Genomic DNA, 22,370 nt, shown 5'->3' with positions numbered 1-22,370 from the left:
AAGGAGGTTGTCTGAGATGGCAAATCAACCTGCAGCGACAAAACAGGGAGCAGGCTCCTTGTCTTTACTGATCATTTTAATGGCCGGTTTGTTCGTAGCGATTTTAAACCAAACGCTTTTGAACGTAGCCATGCCCCATTTAATGACTGAATTTAATGTGAGTGCGACGACAATTCAGTGGCTTACAACAGGTTACATGCTTGTCAACGGGGTGCTCATTCCGTTATCTGCGTTTTTAATCACACGTTTTGGCCAGCGCAGCTTATTCCTCGTGGCGATGATTTCATTTACACTAGGGACTTTTATTTGCGGTATTGCGCCAAACTTTTCTACGATGCTGATTGGTCGTTTGATTCAGGCAGTCGGTGGCGGTATCTTACAGCCGCTCGTCATGACAACAATCCTTTTTATTTTCCCTCCAGAAAACAGAGGGAAAGGAATGGGGATTTTTGGTCTTGCGATGATGTTTGCGCCAGCTGTCGGACCAACGTTATCTGGTTATATTATTGAACACTATTCATGGCGTATTATGTTTTATGGACTTGTACCAATCGGTGCGATTGTCATTATCGCGGCTTTCTTTATGTTTAAAAATATTGTAGAGCCTAAAAAAATCAAGCTGGACAGCCTTGGTGCGATTCTGTCGATCGTTGGTTTTGCTTCGCTTCTATACGGAGTGAGTGAAGCGGGAAGTGATGGTTGGACAGATCCAATCGTTTTATCTACGATTATCATTGGTGCGATTGCGATCATTCTCTTTATTTTCCAACAGCTAAAAGCGGATAATCCGATGCTTGATTTCCGCGTGTTTAAATACAGCATTTTCTCATTATCAAGTGTTATTAACATTATTATTACCGTTGCCTTATACACTGGGATGTTCTTACTACCGATCTACTTGCAGAACCTCGTTGGGTTTACTGCACTGCAATCGGGGTTATTAATGCTTCCAGGGGCACTTGCGATGCTCATTATGTCCCCAATTTCAGGGATTTTGTTTGATAAATTTGGACCTCGTCCACTTGCCATTGTAGGGATGCTGATTACGGTTGTCACCACATACGAGTTTACAAGGCTGACGATTGATACATCTTATAGTCACATTGTGCTCATGTATGCAGTACGTGCCTTTGGTATGTCACTCTTGATGATGCCAGTCATGACTGCTGGGATGAACCAATTACCGCAGCATTTAAACAGTCATGGTACAGCGATGTCAAACACACTGAGACAAATCAGTGGTTCGATCGGTACGAGTTTGATCACGACGATTTATACAAATCGCACGACATTCCATTATTCCAATATGGCAGATCAAACGAATACGGCTGACCCGTTCTTTATGAATTCATTCCAGGCGGCTGTCTCTAATGTGATGCACCATATGGGCATGACAGCAGAAGCTGCTCAAAAATATGTGTCGACCCAGCTCTTTACGAAAGCACAAGTTGATTCCAATGTGATGGGCATCAATGATGCTTACATGTGGGTGACATTATTCTGTGCAGCTGGTGTGATTCTCAGCTTGTTCCTGCGAGATGTACGTAAGGATAATAAGCGAAAAGAAAAGCAGGATAAGAAACAAGAAATGACATTGCTTCCAGCACCTAAGGAAGCAAACCAAGATGCAAGATAAGTGTGGAGGGACCGTACATGAAAATTTATGTCGTATACGATAGTGAAGGTGACCATACAAAAGCACTTGCAGAAGCGATTGCAGCTGGCGCAGGTGAAACAGAGCAAGCTGAAGTGTTCATTGATCATGTGAAAGATGCGGATATCCGCAAGCTTGATCAAATGGATGCAATCATTTGGGGCTGCCCTGGTCACTTTGGTACCATTAGTTCTGGATTAAAGACATGGATTGACCGTCTTGGGTATTTATGGGCAGAAGGAAAACTTATCGATAAAGTCGGTGCCGTTTTCTGTACCACTGCAACAACACATGGCGGATTAGAAATGACGATGCATAATTTGATTACGCCAATGTTCCATCAAGGGATGCTTGTGGTCGGCCTTCCTGGAAATGTTCCAGAAAATGCGTTATACGGCTCTTATTATGGAGCAGGTGTGACGTGCCCGATTGATTCTGATGAAGTGATTTCTACAGAAGGCATTGAGCTAGGGAAAGCATTAGGAAGACGTGTAGCATCAGTCACTGCGTCATTTAAGCGATAAGGAGAGGGTTCTTTTGGCGACGATTATTGTAGCGTTAGTAGCTGCTGTTCTAGTCATTATCGGATTAGTAGCGTTCAATGTCAGACACGCTTCGGCCGAGAAGGAAGAGATCAAAGAAGATGTATCGAATCATCCTGACGTGCCGCATAGCGAGCCAGAAGTTGCGGCGAGACCTGTAGAGCCTGAAGTGGAAGAAAAAGCGTCAGAGCCTTCTCAGACAGATGATGCTCCGTCAGGTGATGATTTCTATAGACAGGCGCTTCAAAAGTTTAAGCAGCCAGAACCACCTGTCAAAGAAGAAGAACCAGAGACGAAAATGAATGATGATATGTATCGTTCCGCTTTACAGAAACTAAAGCAGAAGGACAAATAAAAAGAGAACCTCTCGTCAGGTTCTCTTTTTTTATTACACAAAAAAACCGCCGGCATAAGCCGAGCGGTTTTCCTTCACTCTATAAAGTGCTAAAAGAGCAGATGCTCTTAAATTACGCTTTGTTAACGTTAGCAGCTTGTGGTCCACGGTTACCTTCAACGATTTCGAAAGAAACTGATTGACCTTCTTCTAAAGTTTTGAAGCCTTCGCCTTGGATAGCAGAGAAGTGAACGAATACATCGTCTTGACCTTCTACTTCGATGAATCCGAAACCTTTTTCAGAGTTGAACCATTTTACTTTACCTTCTAACATGAAATTTCCTCCTAAAGCGATCTTAACGCTTAAATTCACTATTCTTGCTCTTACACAAACTTCAAAGACGAAAACTCTTTCAAAACTTTCTTCTTAAAGATGATACGAACAAAAATAATTACCTTTACTTTACCAGTGTTTGCGGGAAAAAACAACTGTTATACGAAAACTTTTTTAAAAATAATTAGCGCTAACAAATTGAGGAAAAAGCCTATGTTAAGTGTTCTCTTTTTCGTCCAGAAAAGCTCACTTTGTTTCTGCCTGACTGCTTCGCTTTATAGAGCTCCTGGTCTGCAATAATCGGTAATTGTTTCATGTTTTCACTTGTTCCTGCATCATAAGCACATCCAATTGACACCGTAATGTGAATCGATGTTCCGTTTTGTAAATAAATTGGCTGATCCGCCATTTTTTTTCGTAAACGTTCCGCAATTTGCCATGTTTTTTCAACGGAACAATTCGGTAAAAGCACAGCAAATTCTTCACCGCCGATCCGCCCAATATAATCAGAGCTTCTTGTGTTCTTAATCAGCCTTGTTCCGATTTCTTTTAAAACGATATCTCCCTCATGATGTCCATACTGATCATTGATGGTTTTGAAATAATCGATGTCTAGGTAAATCAAGGACATTTGATGGATAGGTTGCTTTAAGTTCAGCGAAAAAGCATCACTTAATATTTCATCGAATTTCCGTTTATTTAAAACACCAGTTAAAAAGTCATAATGAGCTTGGAATTTATACAAATTTAACATCTGATACGCTTTTGTTTGATGCTCAATGACATAAAAGTTAAATAAACCGGCAATATACGAGAATATCCAATAGGCAGTATGCAGTTCAAATGATCTTTCATTGACGATGATGATAAATAAAATCGTCGCAATGACGTTGCTCATGGTAATAGATAACAGCATTTTTACGACGTGATTGATATGACGCTCAGCAATTAAAAAGGAAGCTGTGGCGATAAATATCATGGAAAAAATATTAATGAAAGAAGCGACATTGGCTTCGATTAATAATCGGCCAATAATGATCACACAGGCTGCAATGAACGTTTGTGCAATGCCTCCATAAAATGCCGTTAAAATAAGGGGGATATGTCTTAAATCGATGATGGCTGGTCCTGCTTTAATAGAGAAAAACATTAAGAGGACACCGAGTAACCCAGAAATCATTCCTTTAAAAATTTGTCTGAGCAAGGTGTCTTCCTTTTTTAAAAAATTCTCTTTAAACACAAGCATCAATAAATAATGGAAAGTGACAAGAATTGTTAAATTAATAAAGAGGTCTCTTAGCAAAATAAAATCACCTTTTTAAAATTACTAAAATTTGTTGCAAAAGAAAAGGGGAAACAAGATAATTAATAAAAATTTCACTTATGAGGGGTTTAAAATGAGGAGAAAACAATTTCCAGATCGAACAGACTGGCTTTCTTTTTTTGAGACGTGGCCTGATGAAGGATTTGAACGAGATATGCCCATTGAATATCAAGATCTAACGTTTCGGTTTGAGAATGAGGAAGAACGATTTGTGGTGACGATGTCTCTTGGAGTACAAGAATTTTCTTTGAAGGCTATTCGTAAAAAGGACGCATCCGTTTTAGGAGTATATGCCTTTAAAACTGTGCGACATGTAGAAATAAAAAAGGATCGGCAGCATGAAAAAGAGCTGTTGATACTATTAGATGGTGTGGAACGGTTTGTTATCACGATCGAAATCACCTTCTTGCCTTCCTTCTGCATCATGGTGAAAGAGCATTTTTCAGGAGAATAAACAGGAGCCTTTCTGAAAAAAGGCTCCTGTTTTAGTTATTTGTGCTCGATGTCATTGAGCACTTGCTGAATGGATTCATCATCCATTACATTCATGACACTTTCATCAATGTGAAGAGACTGGGCGTAAGACTCTCTCGGCGGTTGATGAGTTTGGTATGTTTTTGATGATGTTTGATGCTGATTTGTATCATTTGGCTGGACAGCGGTGAATGCCTGCTTGATCATTTGACCTACTTCAGCCGTGCCTTTTGAGTCTTTACGTGAATGCGAATGGGACTCATGGCGAGATGGCTCATGATGGTGTTGATCTTTGCCTTTCATCATTGAGGACAAATTCATTTGAGTCATGCTGCTTAGTCTTCTCCGTAATAGTGGTGAAAATAATGCAATGATGGCTGTTGATGCTGCGATCATTGCACCAGTACTCATACCTTTTCTCTTTTTAAACAAACGAATCCCTCCATTTGATCGTGATGATACTTCTTCATCATGTTTAGGATGACCAATCAAGGCTGATTTATGAATTCATTGCCGAAATAGAGGATGTGTGCATAAAAAGTCTGCTGGATGAAAAACCTATGAGCAAAAGGAGGGAATCAATTGATGAATAAGAAATGGATGCTATCTTTATTACTCGTTCCAACATTGATCACTGCTGGGTGTGGAATGAACAACCAGGGCGATGAACGAAGAGGAACAATGAAACGACAGTATGAAAATGTCACATATAAGAACGACAACATGAGACAGGATCAACCAAATGTGCAGACACCTCAGAAGGTGAAAGTGGCAGATAAGGCATCAGAGCTTGTTGCCAACATGTCTGAAGTGAAAACAGCGAACGTACTTGTCACAGGGAAAAATGCATTTGTTGCTGTCGTGCTTGAAGGCAATAAAAGCGGAGATGTAACAGACGATTTGAAAAAGAAAATTTCTGACAAAGTCAAATCGACGGATCAACAAATTGATAATGTGTATGTATCTGCTAATCCAGACTTTGTCGATCGTATGGCAGGGTACGGAAAACGTATTAGAAGTGGAGAACCAATTTCAGGATTCTTCGACGAGTTTACTGAAACGGTTCGACGTGTCTTCCCTGAATCAAAATAGCTACGACAAAAGCCGTATGTCATATGCGGCTTTTTTGTTTGGAACCGCACCTTGCGCACCTGACTGCATAAAGTAAAAAATATATCACCTCTTGTTGATCTTTGTTTTTTCATAGAAAGAGAAAGAGGTTGCAGGATGAATTCAGGTGGGGAGTAAATGAAAGCAAAACCGTCATTAATTCATAAAAAACTTGTAAGCGGAATGATTGCAGCAGGTTTGATTTTTTATGCGTTCACTGCGTACTTGATTTATGTAGCGTTCCAGCTGGCAGAGCAATATCTAGAGCAGCATTCTTCGCCTAAAACGGTCTTAACGGAAGGACTCAATAAGCAAGTCTATGAACATATTCGAATCTACTATGCAGAGGATGAGGGCGCCTTTGTCGATCTGACCATAGAAGCGCTTGAGCAGGCAAAGAAGAGGACGATGTCAGTGTTTCAGTATGAAGCTGATAAACCGTTAGATATCATTTATTTTGATGATAAAGAGACGATTGAGCAATTTGCCGGTATCAAGCATATTACAGGTTTTTATTCTGATGTTGATCATATGATTGGATTATACCCAGATAAACGGGAAGAATTGTTGAAGAAAGAGACACTGCCTTTATACTTTTTCAACACGTTATTCATTCATGAGTATGCCCATTTTGTTTTCTATGAAAAGGTGCATGCATACAATGTATCTCCAGTCGTCTTTCCTCTTTGGTTCCATGAAGGAACAGCAGAATGGACGGCCTATGATGTGCTGAACGCCACGTCTGAACGGTTTGACGTCATTCCTTTTAAATCTCTTTATTCTGATCAAGACTGGCAAGAATCTCGCACGACGTATGAGACAGATGTTTATTTACAAAGCTACTATATGATCTATGAGCTTGTGGAGCTTTATGGACGAGATGTCATACATGAGATCATGGAGGAAACGGCGAAAACTAGTCGTTTTGATAGAGGGTTTGAACAAGCGACAGGACAACGTCTCACAGATTTTGAAGAGCAATTTAAACTGAATTATCAAAGAAAAAACGGCTGACCTGTAAATAGGTTAGCCGTTTTTTTGTTTAATGAAGCGGTTTTTGCTGGTTGGCTTTGCTTGGCGGCATCTGCACTTGTCCCTGCATAGGGGCAAATGTAGACGTCATCGCCTGCATATCTTGAGCTGTAAGCTGCGGAACTTGATAATAGCTATGTTTGTTTTGATATAAGAAAATTTCATACGCCATTTCAATAAAGTTCGGGATTTGCGCTGCAAGCACACGTCGTACCACAGGGTTTGTGACCTCTAATGCAGTCATTGAGAGTAATCCAGCATGAGATTTCATAAGACCAAGCATATGCCCTGTAATTCCCGCATCTTTTACATCCTGTAATGATTGATTTGGCTTCTTAGGTTGAGATGGTTTTATTCCGTATGTCACCTGTGTCTGTTCTTTCATCATATAAGTAGATGTTTCTTCACTAGGCTTTTGACCAGTAGAAAAACAATCTACCGTGACGTTGTACTGGGACAATACAAATTGATATTGTCGATCTAACATGTCGGATAATGCGGGATCTTGGGTAAATTGCCGAAAGATCATGTATTGATCCAAAATATTAATGGTCCCTGCCAATACCTCATGTAAATCAAATAACTCATGCCCGCCATGATTGAATTGGGGCTGCTGGGCATGTCCTTGAACGTTTGTCTGCTGATCGTTTTGCATAAAGAATCCTCCTTCTGTTTATACAGTCTGTTTTAATGTGAGGAAGTTTTCCTCCTTTCATGCAAAAACATTATTTACAATTAGAGGGTTTTCTTCCTTTTTGTCGAAAAAATGTATCAGACGAATGAACATGGGGGTACCAGATGCAGGACAAAATCATTAATCGTTTGATAGAAGACGAACATGTGCAGGCACCAGTGATTGGCATCGGTGTTTCGCCGTTTGAACAGCATCATCTTGAGGCTTTTTTTCAATCATTTCCGCATGAATTAAATGCCTCTTTTATTGTTGTGCAAAATCATGTGACAGGCGATTGTGTAACTGATTTGGAAGCACTTGTTTTACCGATTGGCTACAGGGCAAAGCCGATTAAGCATGGTGAGAAAGTCATGAAAAATACGATTTATGTTTGTCCGCAGCATGCAGCTGTGACATTGACAGAAGACAAACGGCTACACATAACAGAGCAGCATCCTACAAACAAGGCGTGTGCTGTAAATTCGTTGTTTCAGTCACTTGCCAATGTGCAAAAGGAAGAGGCCTATGCGATCTTTTTTCAAAAAGGCTATTGTGTAGGAAGTGGTTTGCTTCAAATCGTTGAGCAAGGCGGTACAGCCATATCGTGCAGTGAGACAAATAGTGGGTTTGATCGTATGTATCATCAAACATTTCAAGACCCTTCTGCACTTGCGTCATATATAGCCAACATCATCAACGTTCCGCATACAGATGTTGCAGACCCTGTTTTGATCAGAATGATTGAACGTCTTGAAATGCATAAAGGAATTGCTTTTTCAACCTATGAGAAGCGCAGGCTGCTCTCTGTCATTCAAAAAAGAATGAGGAGTGCGAACCAATCGATCTCCTTATTGTCCGAGTACGATCGTTTATTAGAGAGAGAACCAGATGAGCTTGATCGCCTGCATGTACAGCTTTTAAGCGGAACGACTTCCTTTTTTAGAGATATGGAAGCCTTTCGAGTATGTGAACATCACATCATTCCGTCGATCATTGAAAACACAATGAAAAATGGGAAATCTCGATGCCGCATTTGGATTGCAGGATGTTCTACAGGTGAAGAAGCCTATTCTTTTGCGATGTTATTTTTAGAAGAAATGAAACGAAGACAAGTGTCCATTGAACTTCAAGTGTTTGCAACAGACATCAACCGGAAAGCCATCCAAATTGCAAGCAAAGGTGTTTATTCGCTTGAGTCTATGGCACGGATGCCAGAAAAATGGAGGGCGCGATATTTCGAAAAAAAAGGTGACGCTTTTATTGTGAAGCAGTCGCTTAGAAAACATATTGTCTTTGCTCCTCACAATTTATTGATCGATTCACCTTTTATCCACCTCGATTTTATCAGTTGCCGAAATGTTCTGATGTACTTCCAGCCAGAAGTACAAAAACGAGTCTTATCTCGATTCCAATATGCACTAAAGGATCAAGGGATGTTGATATTAGGACCGAATGAAAAGGTACCCAATATCCCTCGTTTATTTCATTTGTTAAATGAAAAGTGGAACATTTACACCCACTCAAACGTTCCTAAATACAATGCAGGTCATACGGAGTTAAAAGAACGAGCTGTCCAATATATGAAAGAAGTAGAGCAGGAGTATGATGCATGTTTCATCATAGACGATTGCGAGAAAATCCTCGCGATATCAAACGGTGCCTATTCTTTCTTAGCGCCTGCAGAAGTCTCAGATGAATTATGTGAATATGTAACCCCTGATTATATGAAAGAGATACTAAGTCAAAGCTTTCAAAAGGTATGGACTGAAGAGACTGAGGTTGTTTTTCAACATGTCCTCATTTCGGAAAATGGAAGAAAGCAGTATGCAGATTTTACAGTGAAACATTTTGATCGCCGTTTTAAAGGAGTATACGTCATTCTCATTCGGAAGAGTGAGAGAGGAAAAAATCAAAAGAACGGCAGGGACAAAGGGATGTTAGAGCAGAATTCGGTTTATCAACAGCGAATTGTCGATTTAGAAAACGAGCTCAATGAGGTCAAACAAAAGGAGCAAGAAGCAAGGGCTCAATTAAAAGAAAAAAACAAGCAAATAGAAGTGCGCGAGAAAACAAACGAGCATTTTATTAATATCATCAACAACTTGAAGGTGACAAGAGAAGAACTGTACCGGCCGTCTGTGAAGCCAGAACTTGCCACGTTGTTTGTGGACCGGGAAATGAATATTCGCTATCACACTCCTACAGCTACCTCTTTATTCACTTCAGCTCAAACCCGGCACCAGCAAACGTTTCAGTCGATGGTCAAGAAGTTATCGAAGGAAATGCTCTATCATGATATTCAATCTGTCATTTCAAATAGGCGCGTGATCGAACGTGAAATTGAAACAAACGAAGGAGAACAATTCACGGTTCATATGACGCCTTTCTATGATCAAGATCGCGAGGGAGCAGTGATGACCTGGATCAAAATGACCGAAATGACGAAATTGAAGCAGGCTCTTCATCTTGCGGTGACAGCACTTGATAACAGCCATATTCATATTGTGGTTGCAACAGGAGAAGGTGTCATTCAGTGTGTCAACCAGCGCTTTTGTCAGTTTGTACAGCAGCATGAATATGACTTGATCGGAAAAGATATTTTTTCTGTCTATTATGCGTTGTGTCAATGTGATGATCTAGCGAAACAATGGGACGTGTGTTTAAGAGAGGGCAGCTGGACAGGTGAGTTGTATTTTCAGGACTTATCAGGGCGTGAGCGATGGGAAAGAGTCTCTTTACACCGAATCGATGACCCTGACAAAATGCAGTCTACTGTCATGCGGATTTCGGAGGATATTACAAGTCAAAAACAGTCTGAGAAAATGCTGATGAAGTCTGAAATGCTGTCAGCAGTTGGACAGCTTGCAGCTGGTATTGCCCATGAGATACGTAACCCACTTACGTCGTTAAAAGGCTTTTTACAGCTAATGATTCAAAGTAAAAAGTATCAGAAGGATTATGCCGATGTGATGATGTCAGAGTTTAATCGGCTTGAGTCTATTATTAACGAATTCCTTGTGCTCTCTAGAAGCAAATCTGTTAAATTTGAACCGGTGAATGTGAATCTTCTGCTCGAAGAAGTCATTATGGTCGTTGAATCTCAGGCGGTCTTAAAAGGAGTGTCGATTCAAAAGAATCTGGCGCCCTCTCTGCCACATATTCAAGGCATTCCAAATGAACTAAAACAAGTGTTCCTTAACATTCTTAAAAATGGAATTGAAGCGATGGATGGAGTAACAGGTGTGATCCAAGTGACTTCATTATTGAAAAACGACCAAATGATGCTGATATTTGAAGACCAAGGAAAGGGCATACCAGAAGACGAGATTGGGAAATTAGGTGAACCTTTTTACACAACGAAAGAAAAAGGCACGGGTCTTGGATTAATGATGACCATTAAGATTATTGAAAGCCATGGCGGTACCATTCGTTTTGAGAGCAAAAGCTTTGAAGGGACACGTGTGATTATTACGTTTCCAAGTAATTGAGATAAGTTTTACACGAAATCCATCCAGTCTCAATATTTGCTTTGTACACTAGAAGAGATGAAGTTCAAAGGGGAGAAATCTAATGAAACGTATACAATCCATTCGAATGGTCTGTTGTTTGATTTTGGTGATATTTAGCCTGCAATCTTTACTGCCTAGTATGATGACAGCTGAGCCGTTTAGTGTTTCTGAGAAGAAGGACACTTTGTGGAAACAAACAAAGCCGATGAACATAAAAAAAGCTCGCAAACTGATAGGAGAAACGGTGACGGTGAGCGGTATCGTAACAGCAGATCAATCCGCTATAGGGAATGGGAAACTATCAACATATATTCAAGACAAAACAGCTGGTCTCAATATTTATTCTGCGCAGCCTAAAAACTTCCCAGAACTAAAAGCTGGCATGAAGGTCACGGTGACAGGCAAGATCACGACTTATAAAGGGCTCATTGAAATTGTGCCAGATCAAGACCATCTGAAGATTGATGCTGTGAATCAACCATTGCCTTCGCCAAAGAGAGTTTCAGTGAAACAATTGGAAACGGATCAGGCAGGTAAATATGAAGGAAGATTAGTGAAGATAAAAGGCTATGTAGAACAAGCGCCAGATCAGCCAGCTGGCGGTGGATACAATGTGGTCATCATCGATAAAAAATATCATAGCACAGTCCTTAGAGTCATGGTTGATACGGGTGCCATTGAACAAGTGAAGACCGGAAAATGGTATGAGTTTACTGGCGTTTTAAGCAGATACGATACGTTGCAAGTACTTCCAAGACACAAAACCGATGTCAAATTGCTGAAGCACCAGCCAAAGCCGCCAAAAATCAAAAAAGAATATGAGGCAACGGTAGATCGTGTTGTGGATGGAGATACCATTCATTTGAAGAAGCCTGTGCTCGGCACAACAAAGGTACGCTTCGTGAATATGGACACACCAGAAACCTACCACAAGCCAAAAAATGAATTAGATCAAAACCAGCTGCGTTTTGGACAAAAAGCGACGGATTATTTAAAAACCCTTCTTTCAAGTGGTGATCGAGTCACATTAAAGATTGGCCCGGAAGCAAAGGATGGATATGGACGTCTTTTAGCTCAAGTCAAAACCAAAAAAGGGCTGAATACGAACCTAGAGCTTGTGAAAAAAGGATATGCCCCTACTTATTTCATTTGGCCTGTTGGAGATGAAAAAGAGTATCAGATGTTCCAGCAAGCAGTGAAAGATGCCAAGGAAAAAGGGCTTGGTATTTGGAATAAAGAAGATCCTCTGCTAGAACAGCCGTTTGAATTTAGAGCACGTGAGCAGAAAAAAGGGCTCACACGTTATGTTGGTGATTCATCTGCAAAAACCTACGTATCACCTGACAGCTGGAATGAGATCGATGTGGATAAACGTATCTTTTTTGCTTCTAAAGAAGAAGCAGAGCAGGCTGGATATCAGGCGTCAGAATCATCCAGTGAAGTCCCATTAACCATTTTAAGCATGAATGATTTGCATGGTAAAATTGATCAGCAATATGAGCTGGAGGTAAAAGGTGATGGCAGTAAAGGAACGTATGGACGGATGGATTATGTGGCGGCTTATATGAAACAAAAGCAGGCTGCGCAAAAAAATACGATAACAGTTCATGCAGGAGATATGATAGGCGGAAGCTCGCCAATATCTTCTCTTTTACAAGATGAACCAACCGTCGAACTAATGGAGAACATCGGCTTTGATGTTGGGACAGTTGGCAACCATGAGTTTGATGAAGGTGTGGATGAACTATTGCGCATCTTAAAAGGTGGAGATCACCCGAAAGGCACAAAAGGATACGATGGGCAGAATTTCCCGCTTGTTTGTGCAAACTGTGAATACAAGGATACTGGCAAACCACTTTTACCAGCCTATGAAATCATGGATGTCGAAGGAATTCCTGTAGCTTTTATCGGGGTTGTGACAACATCAGCGGCAGGTATGGTCATGCCAGAAGGAATTAAAGACATTCAATTTACTGATGAAGTCAAAGCTGTCAATGAAGCAGCGAAGGAATTAAAGCAAAAAGGGATTAAAGCGATAGCGGTTCTGGCTCATATGACCGCCTCTCAAAATGGTGATACCATTACTGGAGAAAGCGCAAGGCTCGCCAAAGAAGGTGATGACGAAATTGATGTCATTTTCGCTGGCCATAATCACGAAGTGGTCAATGGAGAAGTGAATGGAAAATTAATTGTCCAAGCCTTTGAATATGGAAAGGCGATTGGAGAAGTCAATGTCACACTTGACAGGAAAACAAAGGATATTGTCAAAAAGAGTGCAAACATCCAGTATGTAGACCAGGCTGGTATTGAAAAGGATCAGGAAGCAGCGGACATTTTAGCCCATTACGGAAAAGAAGTGGAGCCGATTATTAGTGAGGTTGTTGGAGAAGCTGGCGTCAAGATGGAAGGTGGCTATTCCAATGATGGTGATACACCACTTGGCAACCTCATTGCGGATGGCATGAGATATTCAATGAAAAGTGACTTTGCCATGATGAATGGCGGCGGGATCAGACAAAATCTCGAAAAAGGACCGATTACTTGGGGAGACCTCTTTAATATTCAGCCATTTGGAAATGTGTTAGTGAAGCTGGACATCAAGGGGAAAGATTTAGTTGATATCATTGAAGCTCAAATATCTCCTCAATTTGGACCAGATTATAGCATTTCAGGCTTTTCTTATTCGTACGATCCGTTAACATATAAAGTAGTCGACTTAAAACTGTCTGATGGTTCTTCCGTTGATTTCGATAAAACGTATACACTCACAGTGAACAACTTCATGGCGACTGCCACTGGAAGTAAGTATGCACCGATTGGGCGGCTAGGGAAAAATCCGGAAACAGGCCCAGAAGATTTAGAAGCAACGGTCGCTTTTGTAAAGAGCTTCGAGGGAGCTTCTATTGTGTATCAAAAAGAGGGCCGAATTCAACAAGCGAAACAAGAAGAAAAGGCAGCAGCAAGCTAAAGAATCATCAGCAAAGACAAAGGAGTTAACGCATGAAAAAATGGCTTGCAGTGATTGTCATGTCAGCGGGAATTGTGGTGCTTGGCTGGGGAATCTGGCAAATCGCTTCTACTCACTTACAAACAGCACATTCGTTAGAGGAAGCAAAGAAGGTCGTAGAAACTGATCAAGGGATGACAAAGGAAAAATTTTCACCTGAAATGGGGAAAGCCTCTGGCATCCTGACCATTCCGAAATTAAAAGCCGATTTGCCGATTGTTGAAGGGACAGATGCGGACGACCTTGCCAAAGGCGTCGGTCATTATAAAGGCAGTTATTACCCTGATCAAAATGGACAAATCGTTTTGTCGGGACACAGGGATACGGTCTTCCGCCGGACTGGTGAACTGGATATTGGGGATCAGCTGAAAATCACTGTACCGTATGGTGAGTTTGTTTATGAAATCACGCATACGAAAATTGTGGATCAGCATGATACATCCATTATTACCTTACAAAATAAAAAAGAAGAGCTTGTGTTAACCACATGCTATCCATTTCATTTTGTCGGCAACGCACCAGAGCGGTACATTATTTATGCGAAAAGAGCATCTGTCTAACGTCAAAAGAGCCTGGATCAGGCTCTTTTTTCTACATATTGTCCATTAATTCAGCCATATCAGGTGGGAGCGGTGCTTCTATCGTCAGCTTTTCACCTGTGAATGGATGGTTCATGTCTACTTGTTTGGCATGAAGGGCGCATCTGTTTATCAGGTCACGCTTCCCGCCATATAATGTATCGCCAGCTAAAGGATGCCCGAGACTGCTAAGATGGACCCGAATTTGATGCGTTCTGCCTGTTTCTAATCGCAACTTAACGGCCGTCACCTGTAAACGTTTATTGAGATGGAAGACCTCATAATGAGTCTTGGCGCTTTGACCAGTAGGAGAAACCCTCCTTCTGACAGCATGGTGTTTATCACGTCCAATGGCTGCTTGGATCGTTCCTTTCTTTTTCTTAAACAGTCCTTGTGCGATGGCAAGATACGTTCTGTTAATTGCTTTTTTTGAAAGCATTTGATCGAGTACAGCATGTGCCAACCTGTGTTTGGCAAAAATGACGGTGCCACTTGTGTCTTGATCCAGCCTATGTATATGTCTGACCCGCTTTTCTTCTCCATTTGCTTGAAAATGGAAAGCGACTAGATTCGCCAGCGTACCTGTTTGTCCTTTTTCATTTGGATGCGTCGGTCTTCCAGCAGGCTTTTGGACAACTAATAAATGCTCGTCTTCAAAGAGTACCTCTAATTCACCGTATTCTGGCGTCACATCACTTTCTTCCGTCTCAAATAAATCAATGATAATCTGATCACCTGTACTCACTTTTGCAGCATGGTGGGCAGGTTTTTGATTGAGACGGACTTTTTGGTGCTCCATCCAAAAATGGATAATCGGTTTAGAGGCAGACACTTCGTCTTTTAAAAATTGACTTAAGGAAATGCCATTTTGCTGCTCACCTACTTTTAGGGAGAGCGTGTGTCCTTTTATGATCATGATATTCGTCCTCTCTTTGGGTATATATAGGAAACACTTACCTTAGCGAATGCCTTTTTTTCTGTGCTATTCTGAATGGAGTAATAACGACAGAGAGGTAGATGCCACGTGAGATTAATGAAAGCTGCGACAGACCTTCAAGAGCAGGCAATTGAAGAAGTATCAAAGGAAATTGAAGATCTTTTATCCCATTCTGTCAATGGAGAAGAGCAGGAAAAACAATCCCCGCTTACATTCATTGATGGTGTGTATAACGGGACAATGGATGATGCTTTTCGTATCTTATCAGGTCTTCAGCTATTACATACCATTATTTTAAAGCCGAAGCGACATATCACAAAACGAGATCGTGAGTTATTTGAACTCAACCGTGAACAAGTTAATGCGTGCGGCTTTTCTTTCCCGTTTGATTTAGATGATTTTGCAGGCCGTCACCTTCAAAATGCGTAAAAGTTGGTGTGAACTTCCTTGTTAACTTACAAGGTCGTCGCACATACTATTTTTAAGGGAACGGAGAAACCTTCAAGATCTGTAATACCAATTCCGCTCTTTTTCAACAATGTCTATTCTCCACGAATCGGAGCGCTTGGATCTCTTGCAGAAAGAATCGAACATGACAGGAGCCTGACAAAACGATGCAGGCTCCTTTTATACATAATCATTTTAGCAGACATTCATTTTTGAAAGTCAATTTTATTCACGATATGATAGCAGTATGGAAGATATTTCAGACTTTCGGAAAAAAGGAGTGGCCTCTTTGGTAAAGGCGATTATATTTGATTTTGATGGATTAATTTTAGATACAGAAACACATGAATATGAGGTTCTGCAGGAAATGTTTGCGGAGCATGAATCGGAGCTGCCTCTGTCTGTATGGGGAAATGTGATTGGAACGCAGGCAGGTTTTAAGCCTTTTAAATATTTGGAAGAGCAGTTAGGAAAGACATTAGATCATGAGGCACTCACAGAAGACCGGCGTTCACGTTTTCAAAAGAGAATGAAGGACGAAGCAGCAAGACCTGGTGTAGAAGCTTATTTAGAAGCGGCAAAGGAGCTTGGAATTAAGATTGGACTCGCTTCCAGCTCAGATTATAAATGGGTGTCTGATCACCTCAAACAAATTGGACTTTTCGATTACTTTGAATGTATCCGCACGTCAGACGATGTGGAAGAAGTGAAGCCTCACCCAGAACTTTATTTGCAAACCGCACAATGCTTAGGCGTTGAGCCAAAGGATTGCGTGGCATTTGAAGACTCTGTGAATGGGTCAATCGCTGCCAAACGAGCGGGTATGAAATGTGTCATCGTGCCAAATAAAGTGACGAGCACACTGCAGTTTGAAGAATATGACGCGAGATTAGAATCCATGGCTGAAATCGAATTGCTCCAGCTATTCCATCAGCTTGAAAAAGAGGATCAGTAAGGGGGCAATACATCATGGCAGAAAAACTAGATTTAACGCGATTTGAAAAAAGAATGGTGATTCGAAATATTAGAGAAGAAGATATCGACCGAATCATTGCATTGCAAGAGGTATGCTTTCCAGGCATGGACCCTTGGAAAAAAGAGCACCTTGAAAGCCACCTTGAACATTTCCCAGAAGGCCAGTTTTGTGCGGAATTCGAGGGAGAAATTATTGGCTCATGTTCAAGTTTATTAATTAACTTTGATGAATACGATGATCGTCACACATGGCAGGACATCACAGATGATGGATATATCACAAACCATAATCCAGATGGGATGAATATGTACGGAATTGAAGTAATGGTCAGTCCTGAGTACCGCCGGATGAAAATCGGTCATCGTTTATACGAAGCAAGAAAAGACTTAGCGAGAAGATTAAATTTAAAAAGCATCATTATTGGCGGACGTATCCCGAATTATCATAAATATCAAGAGGAAATGACGCCTCGCCAATATGTAGAGCAAGTTATGCTGCACCAAATTTATGATCCTGTGCTATCTTTTCAGCTGTTAAATGAATTTAGCCTGATGCGGATCAATCCGAATTACTTGCCGGATGATAAAGCTTCCAGCACGTACGCAACGCTAATGGAATGGAACAATGTCGATTATCGCCCGCAATCGAAAAGATATTATAAATCGGCGTTCCCAGTACGTATTTGTGTCATTCAATATGCAATGAAGCAAATTCATTCCTTTGAAGAGTTTATGAATCAAGTGGAGTATTACGTGGATGTGGCATCAGATGCGTCAGCTGACTTTGCCGTTTTCCCGGAAATCTTTACAACGCAGCTTATGTCATATTTAGAAGAGAGATCACCAAGTCTAGCAGTGCAGCGGATCACAGAATATACTGAGGACTACATCAATTTGTTTACAGATCTCTCGGTCAAGTACAACATTAATATCATTGGTGGTTCTCATTTCGTTGAAGAGGAAGGGAAAATCTATAATATCGCCTATTTATTTAGACGTGATGGAACGATTGAAAAGCAATATAAGCTGCATATCACGCCGAATGAAAGAAAATGGTGGGGGATTTCAGCTGGTGACCAAGTCCGGGTATTTGATACGGACTGCGGTAAAATTGCGATCCAAATTTGCTACGATATTGAATTCCCTGAGCTTGCTCGAATTGCAGCTGACAAAGGAGCGAAAATTATATTCACTCCATTCTGTACAGAAGACCGTCAAGGCTATTTACGTGTGCGTTACTGTGCGCAGGCGAGAGCGGTTGAAAATCAGATATATACGGTCATTTCTGGAACGGTCGGAAACCTTCCGCAAACAGAAAACATGGATGTCCAATATGCACAATCAGCCATCTTTGCACCATCTGATTTTGAATTCGCAAGAGATGGCATTGTAGGAGAATGCAACCCGAATATTGAAATGGTGGTTGTCGGTGATGTCGACTTAGAAATATTAAGAAGGCAGCGTCAAGATGGGACGGTTCGTCAGCTGAAAGACCGAAGAAGAGACGTGTACCATATCGAATATAAGAAATAACCAAAACAAGCGCCCCGCAGTTATGCGAGGCGCTTTTCTGTATGTTTACATTTTCTTTAATGCCACTGTAGCAAAATGGGCAATGCTTTTGGCAGCTAAAAATGGAACGTCTGATTTAACAAGAGATTGATAAATCGTTTTTTCTACTTGTTTCCATGTAAGATCAGACTCTTCTAAAAGATTTTTTAAATCAGGTCCTACATGCTGGTTGAAAAACTGTTCAAATTGTTCACGTTTTTCTTGTCCGGCAATCACTTCTAGTTTTTGTAGCCATTTTTCTTGTTTTTGGAAAGATTGTTCAATGTTTTGTTTAATGGTGTCTGTTGTTGAAGGAAGCTGAAAATCACTTTCTGCTGTCACCTGCTTCGTTTGAATAGATGCAGCATCAGCTGTTTGTGTAATAGGTGAAGCGAATAAAAGGACAGTGGTGGAGAGCATCAAAGATTTTGCGATTGTTTTCATTAAGAAAACCTCCTAGTTCATTTAGTATTGTGCACGAGATTTATTATACATTTTTGTTAAAATAAGGTAATGAGACTTACCTCTTATTTTTTCATGCGACAAAGGGATGCCAAATGAAAAGACGAATATACTGAATGGAAATGATGTTTTACAAAGGGAGAGGGATATGGGGCGACAATCTAAACATCTGTATATCAATTTGCCGGTTAAGCATGTGAATGAGTCAAAGGCTTTCTTTGAACAGCTAGGTTTTGACTTTCAACAAGAACTGACGAATGAACATGCTGCTTGTTTTGTGATGAATGAGACGATCACAGTCATGCTGTTATCACTTAAGCATTTCCAATCCATTTCAGAGAAGGAATTGGTAGATGCTAGAAATGGCGCAGAGGTCATTATCTCTTTACAGGTCGAGAAGAGGGAAGAGGTTGATGAGCTTGTAGAGCGTGCGATCGCAGCTGGTGGTTCACCGTTTAAGGAAAAACAAGACCATGATTTCATGTATGGCTGGAGCTTTCAGGATCGTGATGGTCATTTATGGGAAGTGTTTTATATGGATGAGGAGAGAAGCGACCTTTCATAAGGGTGCTTCTTTTTTATTGATGATCAGTGGTATGATAAGAGGGTAAAAAAGAAGGAATTCATCTAGAGAAAAGTAGGTGCTGCATGGAGTTTTTACTTGTCTTAATGCCAGTGTTCGGCATATTCCTTATAGGGTATATTGGGCAGAAGACAATTGGTTTTGATATACATACGCTCTCATCAATGTCTTTATATTTAATGTCACCATTTCTTGCATTTGAAACCTTTTATCAAAATAAAGTATCGATGGACTATGTGTACTTATCAATATTTGTCGTAGGGCTTTGTCTTTCACTTGTTTTATGTGTCTTCATTTTATCTCGAATTTACGGGTATTCGAATGAAACGTATTGTGCCATGATTTTGTCATCAGCATTTATGAATAATGGAAATTACGGCACGCCTGTTGTCCTTCTTGTTTTTGGAGCAGCTGGTTTAGATATTGCGATTGTGCTAATGGTCCTTCAACAGCTCGTCATGAGTACGATCGGCATGTATTATGCAGCAAAAGGTGGAGAGGACGCGGGAGACTTGAAGGTCGTTCTAAAAAAAGTGCTGCGTATGCCGGTTGCTTATGGGGCTCTTCTTGGTCTATTATTTCAGCTCATTGACCTTTCATTACCTAAAGAGCTTATGACAGGTGTTCAGCTGGTCGGGGATGCAGCGATACCAACGATTATGCTGATTTTAGGTATGCAGCTCGCAGTGATTTCTTTTAAACAAGTGGATTATCGTAATATTTCCTATGCGGTGCTGCTGAAGCTGTTTATCTCACCACTCATCGCATTCGGCTTTACGCTTATTTTACCGGTAGATGATTTGGTGAAACAAATTATGATTTTAGTTGCAGCGATGCCGACTGCGGCGAATACCACGTTGATGGCTGTGCAATTTCGAACGAAACCTGAGTTTGTCTCAAGCACGACGTTTCTCAGTACGATTTTAAGTATTGTGACTTTACCTGTTTTATTATGGATTTTATCCATGCACCCTCTGGGATAGGGGACGGCAAACAAAGGGGGACTTATGAATGAATGTAGATGTTCATTTTCAAGTAAGTGATGTGTTAAAAACGAAGCATTTTACGCATGCGAAAGTGTTAGCTGGGGAAAAGGGATTGTTTCGGCAGGTAAAATGGGTACATGTACTTGAAGTGCCTGCTGTAGAGGATTTGTTAAACGGAGGCGAGCTGATCTTAACGACGGCCGCAGGCTTCCATGATCAATTGGAAGTCTTTCAGGCGTTTTTAAGACAGTTGATTGACTCAGGTGCGGCTGGCTTGTGTATTGAATTTGTACCGCTCCGGTTTGATGTGCCAGAAGAACTGATTATTTATGCAGAAGAACGTGATTTTCCGCTTATTCTGTTTACAAAAGAAGTGAAGTTCGTCAATATTACACAGCATCTCCATACGATGATGATTGAACGTCAGTATCAGATGATGGCGGATTTAGAAACACTGTCGTCCAAGTTGAATGAGCTTTTATTGACCCCTCATCCGCAGATGGATATTTTGGATCAAGTGTATCAGCACGTGAGAGGGATTCTTTTGTTGATCCCTATTCAAGGTGAACCGATTATTTTATGTGATTCTTCCAAACAAACAGAAGAGCTTGTGATGAATTATTTGCAGTATGCTTCATTACCAAAAGGATATGAAGTGACGCAAAAACAAGTCCTTGCACTCAAACAAACCTTTGCAGACCTCGTCCTCATTCATCAATCGAACACGCTCTCGGAATTTGAACTGCTTGTGATGGATAAAGGAGCAAATGCCCTTGCCCAGCAAACATTAAGAGAGCTGTATACAGAAGAGCTGAAGAAGACAAAAGAGAATGAATGGCTGCAAAAATGGTTTCATGAAGAGCATACAGAAAGAGAAATCATAGAACACCTTGAGGAAACAGAAGGACTGAAAAAACCGACCGGCTGTGTGGTGATGCTCTTTCAAAAAAACCACCAAATAGAAGAAATCGCAGGGAATCTTTATTTTCTTGTCTCTTGCCGTTCTATTTTTCAGCGTGCTGGTTTCTATTTGATTGTGTACGAGCATCAAGGACAAACCTTATTTATTTTATTGAATACAAGAAAAGTTGAGGACTGGAAAGAGCGTGCAGAAAAAGCGGCAAACGACATCACGCAATTATATGACCGTGAGAAGCCCGGCGAGGCAGTCATCAATTATGGAATCGGTTCATATTGTGAGCAATTTCAGCACATGAGAAAAAGTTTTCAAGCAGCGAAAGAAGTGCTGCATTTAAAGAAAGTGATGCCGCAACGGATAAAAAGCCCATTTTATCAAGATTTACATATGCTTCGGTTGATGCCTGTCATGAAAGAAAGCGGGTTATTAGAATGCATGGTGAAAGAGTATTTAGAGCCGGTGATTTTATATGATAAACAAAATAGCGGCAGGCTCTATCAGACGCTGAATATCTTTTTACAGACAAACGGTTCTAAAAAAGAAACCGCAAGCCAGCTCTATATTGTGAGGCAGACGCTTTATCACAGATTGGATAAGCTTCATGCTTTACTTGGTGGGGATATGATGCAAGCGCCAAAACGTCAAGCGCTTGAATTTGCGATCCTTGCTTATGAATTTTTACAGGGGAATCGCCATTAACGGTATATGTTAGATTTTGCCGAGGGATCAAGTAGAGTGTCTCATGGTTCTTTTCAATCAGTTGACGATCTGTCTAATGTAATGTGTCTGGCCCCTTTTTTATAATGAGAGTAACGACACGGGCGGTCTTGTTTCAGTTTCATATGCCTCACTTTTTATCCATATAATGAATGGAGAGGTCATATGCAGGACCGGTTTAAGCTTCTTTGATGATGAAAACGGATACATGGGGGCGTGGGA

21 protein-coding genes are annotated in these 22,370 nt (G+C 40.8%); 15 read left to right on the top strand and 6 right to left on the bottom strand.

Annotation, left to right across the window (positions count from 1 at the left end):
- Positions 1–16 precede the first annotated feature (16 nt).
- From N521_RS18720 to N521_RS18710, 3 genes are read left to right on the top strand one after another with little or no spacing between them, the layout of a single operon-like run.
- Complete coding sequence (locus N521_RS18720; protein WP_035392594.1) at positions 17–1,636, top strand: DHA2 family efflux MFS transporter permease subunit; 1,620 nt, start codon at positions 17–19, stop codon at positions 1,634–1,636.
- A gap of 17 nt (positions 1,637–1,653) precedes the next feature.
- Positions 1,654–2,178, top strand: coding sequence for a flavodoxin family protein (locus N521_RS18715; protein ID WP_017366904.1), 525 nt, complete (start codon positions 1,654–1,656; stop codon positions 2,176–2,178).
- 13 nt (positions 2,179–2,191) lie between these two features.
- Positions 2,192–2,551 carry a hypothetical protein gene (locus N521_RS18710; protein ID WP_017360371.1) on the top strand — a complete coding sequence of 120 codons (360 nt, stop codon included), beginning with the start codon at positions 2,192–2,194 and terminating at the stop codon, positions 2,549–2,551.
- 112 nt (positions 2,552–2,663) lie between these two features.
- Here the strand turns inward: N521_RS18710 and cspB are convergent, their stop codons facing one another.
- Together cspB and N521_RS18700 are read right to left on the bottom strand one after the other, a co-directional pair.
- Positions 2,664–2,864, bottom strand: a complete 201-nt coding sequence (gene cspB / locus N521_RS18705) for a cold shock-like protein CspB (RefSeq protein ID WP_008349061.1) — start codon at positions 2,862–2,864, stop codon at positions 2,664–2,666.
- Between the two features lie 211 nt (positions 2,865–3,075).
- Positions 3,076–4,167, bottom strand: coding sequence for a GGDEF domain-containing protein (locus N521_RS18700; protein WP_007497045.1), 1,092 nt, complete (start codon positions 4,165–4,167; stop codon positions 3,076–3,078).
- A 94-nt stretch (positions 4,168–4,261) separates the two neighbouring features.
- Between N521_RS18700 and N521_RS18695 the strand changes: the two genes are divergently transcribed.
- Positions 4,262–4,642 (top strand): hypothetical protein, encoded by a 381-nt coding sequence (locus tag N521_RS18695; protein WP_017366906.1) that lies wholly within the window; start codon positions 4,262–4,264, stop codon positions 4,640–4,642.
- A gap of 35 nt (positions 4,643–4,677) precedes the next feature.
- Here N521_RS18695 and N521_RS18690 read toward each other — a convergent pair whose 3' ends face one another.
- Positions 4,678–5,094 carry a hypothetical protein gene (locus N521_RS18690; protein ID WP_035392592.1) on the bottom strand — a complete coding sequence of 139 codons (417 nt, stop codon included), beginning with the start codon at positions 5,092–5,094 and terminating at the stop codon, positions 4,678–4,680.
- A gap of 153 nt (positions 5,095–5,247) precedes the next feature.
- On the opposite strand from N521_RS18690, the gene N521_RS18685 reads away from it, so the two are divergent.
- Complete coding sequence (locus tag N521_RS18685; protein ID WP_008349054.1) at positions 5,248–5,754, top strand: YhcN/YlaJ family sporulation lipoprotein; 507 nt, start codon at positions 5,248–5,250, stop codon at positions 5,752–5,754.
- 156 nt (positions 5,755–5,910) lie between these two features.
- The gene (locus N521_RS18680) at positions 5,911–6,786 is read left to right on the top strand and encodes a hypothetical protein (RefSeq protein WP_035392590.1); all 876 of its coding nucleotides are present in this window, start codon (positions 5,911–5,913) and stop codon (positions 6,784–6,786) included.
- A 28-nt stretch (positions 6,787–6,814) separates the two neighbouring features.
- Here the strand turns inward: N521_RS18680 and N521_RS18675 are convergent, their stop codons facing one another.
- Positions 6,815–7,459, bottom strand: a complete 645-nt coding sequence (locus N521_RS18675) for a spore coat protein (RefSeq protein ID WP_035392588.1) — start codon at positions 7,457–7,459, stop codon at positions 6,815–6,817.
- Positions 7,460–7,602: 143 nt separating this feature from the next.
- Here N521_RS18675 and N521_RS18670 point away from each other — a divergent pair, with 143 nt between their 5' ends.
- From N521_RS18670 to N521_RS18660, 3 genes are all read left to right on the top strand, one after another.
- A complete protein-coding gene (locus N521_RS18670; protein WP_035392586.1) occupies positions 7,603–10,965 on the top strand; it encodes a CheR family methyltransferase in 3,363 nt (1,120 codons plus the stop codon).
- Positions 10,966–11,047: 82 nt separating this feature from the next.
- Positions 11,048–13,954, top strand: coding sequence for a 5'-nucleotidase C-terminal domain-containing protein (locus N521_RS18665; protein WP_035392584.1), 2,907 nt, complete (start codon positions 11,048–11,050; stop codon positions 13,952–13,954).
- Positions 13,955–13,986: 32 nt separating this feature from the next.
- The gene (locus tag N521_RS18660) at positions 13,987–14,553 is read left to right on the top strand and encodes a class D sortase (protein ID WP_025207002.1); all 567 of its coding nucleotides are present in this window, start codon (positions 13,987–13,989) and stop codon (positions 14,551–14,553) included.
- A gap of 31 nt (positions 14,554–14,584) precedes the next feature.
- On the opposite strand, the gene N521_RS18655 is transcribed toward N521_RS18660, so the two are convergent.
- Positions 14,585–15,487, bottom strand: a complete 903-nt coding sequence (locus N521_RS18655) for an RluA family pseudouridine synthase (RefSeq protein ID WP_035392582.1) — start codon at positions 15,485–15,487, stop codon at positions 14,585–14,587.
- A 108-nt stretch (positions 15,488–15,595) separates the two neighbouring features.
- On the opposite strand from N521_RS18655, the gene N521_RS18650 reads away from it, so the two are divergent.
- From N521_RS18650 to N521_RS18640, 3 genes are all read left to right on the top strand, one after another.
- Positions 15,596–15,937 (top strand): DUF5365 family protein, encoded by a 342-nt coding sequence (locus tag N521_RS18650; RefSeq protein WP_035392580.1) that lies wholly within the window; start codon positions 15,596–15,598, stop codon positions 15,935–15,937.
- A 307-nt stretch (positions 15,938–16,244) separates the two neighbouring features.
- Positions 16,245–16,910, top strand: a complete 666-nt coding sequence (locus tag N521_RS18645) for an HAD family hydrolase (RefSeq protein WP_008349038.1) — start codon at positions 16,245–16,247, stop codon at positions 16,908–16,910.
- Positions 16,911–16,924: 14 nt separating this feature from the next.
- Positions 16,925–18,463, top strand: a complete 1,539-nt coding sequence (locus N521_RS18640) for a bifunctional GNAT family N-acetyltransferase/carbon-nitrogen hydrolase family protein (protein WP_007497061.1) — start codon at positions 16,925–16,927, stop codon at positions 18,461–18,463.
- 45 nt (positions 18,464–18,508) lie between these two features.
- Here N521_RS18640 and N521_RS18635 read toward each other — a convergent pair whose 3' ends face one another.
- Positions 18,509–18,925: a hypothetical protein gene (locus tag N521_RS18635; protein ID WP_007497062.1), complete on the bottom strand. Its 417-nt coding sequence runs from the start codon at positions 18,923–18,925 to the stop codon at positions 18,509–18,511.
- Positions 18,926–19,091: 166 nt separating this feature from the next.
- On the opposite strand from N521_RS18635, the gene N521_RS18630 reads away from it, so the two are divergent.
- The 3 genes from N521_RS18630 (at position 19,092) to N521_RS18620 (ending at position 22,130) form a co-directional block, all read left to right on the top strand.
- A complete protein-coding gene (locus N521_RS18630) occupies positions 19,092–19,508 on the top strand; it encodes a VOC family protein (protein ID WP_035392578.1) in 417 nt (138 codons plus the stop codon).
- A gap of 83 nt (positions 19,509–19,591) precedes the next feature.
- Positions 19,592–20,509, top strand: a complete 918-nt coding sequence (locus N521_RS18625) for an AEC family transporter (RefSeq protein ID WP_007497064.1) — start codon at positions 19,592–19,594, stop codon at positions 20,507–20,509.
- Positions 20,510–20,537: 28 nt separating this feature from the next.
- Positions 20,538–22,130 (top strand): PucR family transcriptional regulator, encoded by a 1,593-nt coding sequence (locus N521_RS18620; protein ID WP_035392576.1) that lies wholly within the window; start codon positions 20,538–20,540, stop codon positions 22,128–22,130.
- The last annotated feature ends 240 nt before the right edge of the window (positions 22,131–22,370 follow it).

The sequence above is a fragment of the Bacillus sp. UNC125MFCrub1.1 genome (assembly GCF_000701305.1).
In the GTDB taxonomy this organism is placed as follows: Bacteria; Bacillota; Bacilli; order Bacillales; family Bacillaceae; genus Bacillus; species Bacillus altitudinis.
Note: the sequence above shows the minus strand (reverse complement) of the source record. Positions and strands in the feature narration are given on the sequence as shown.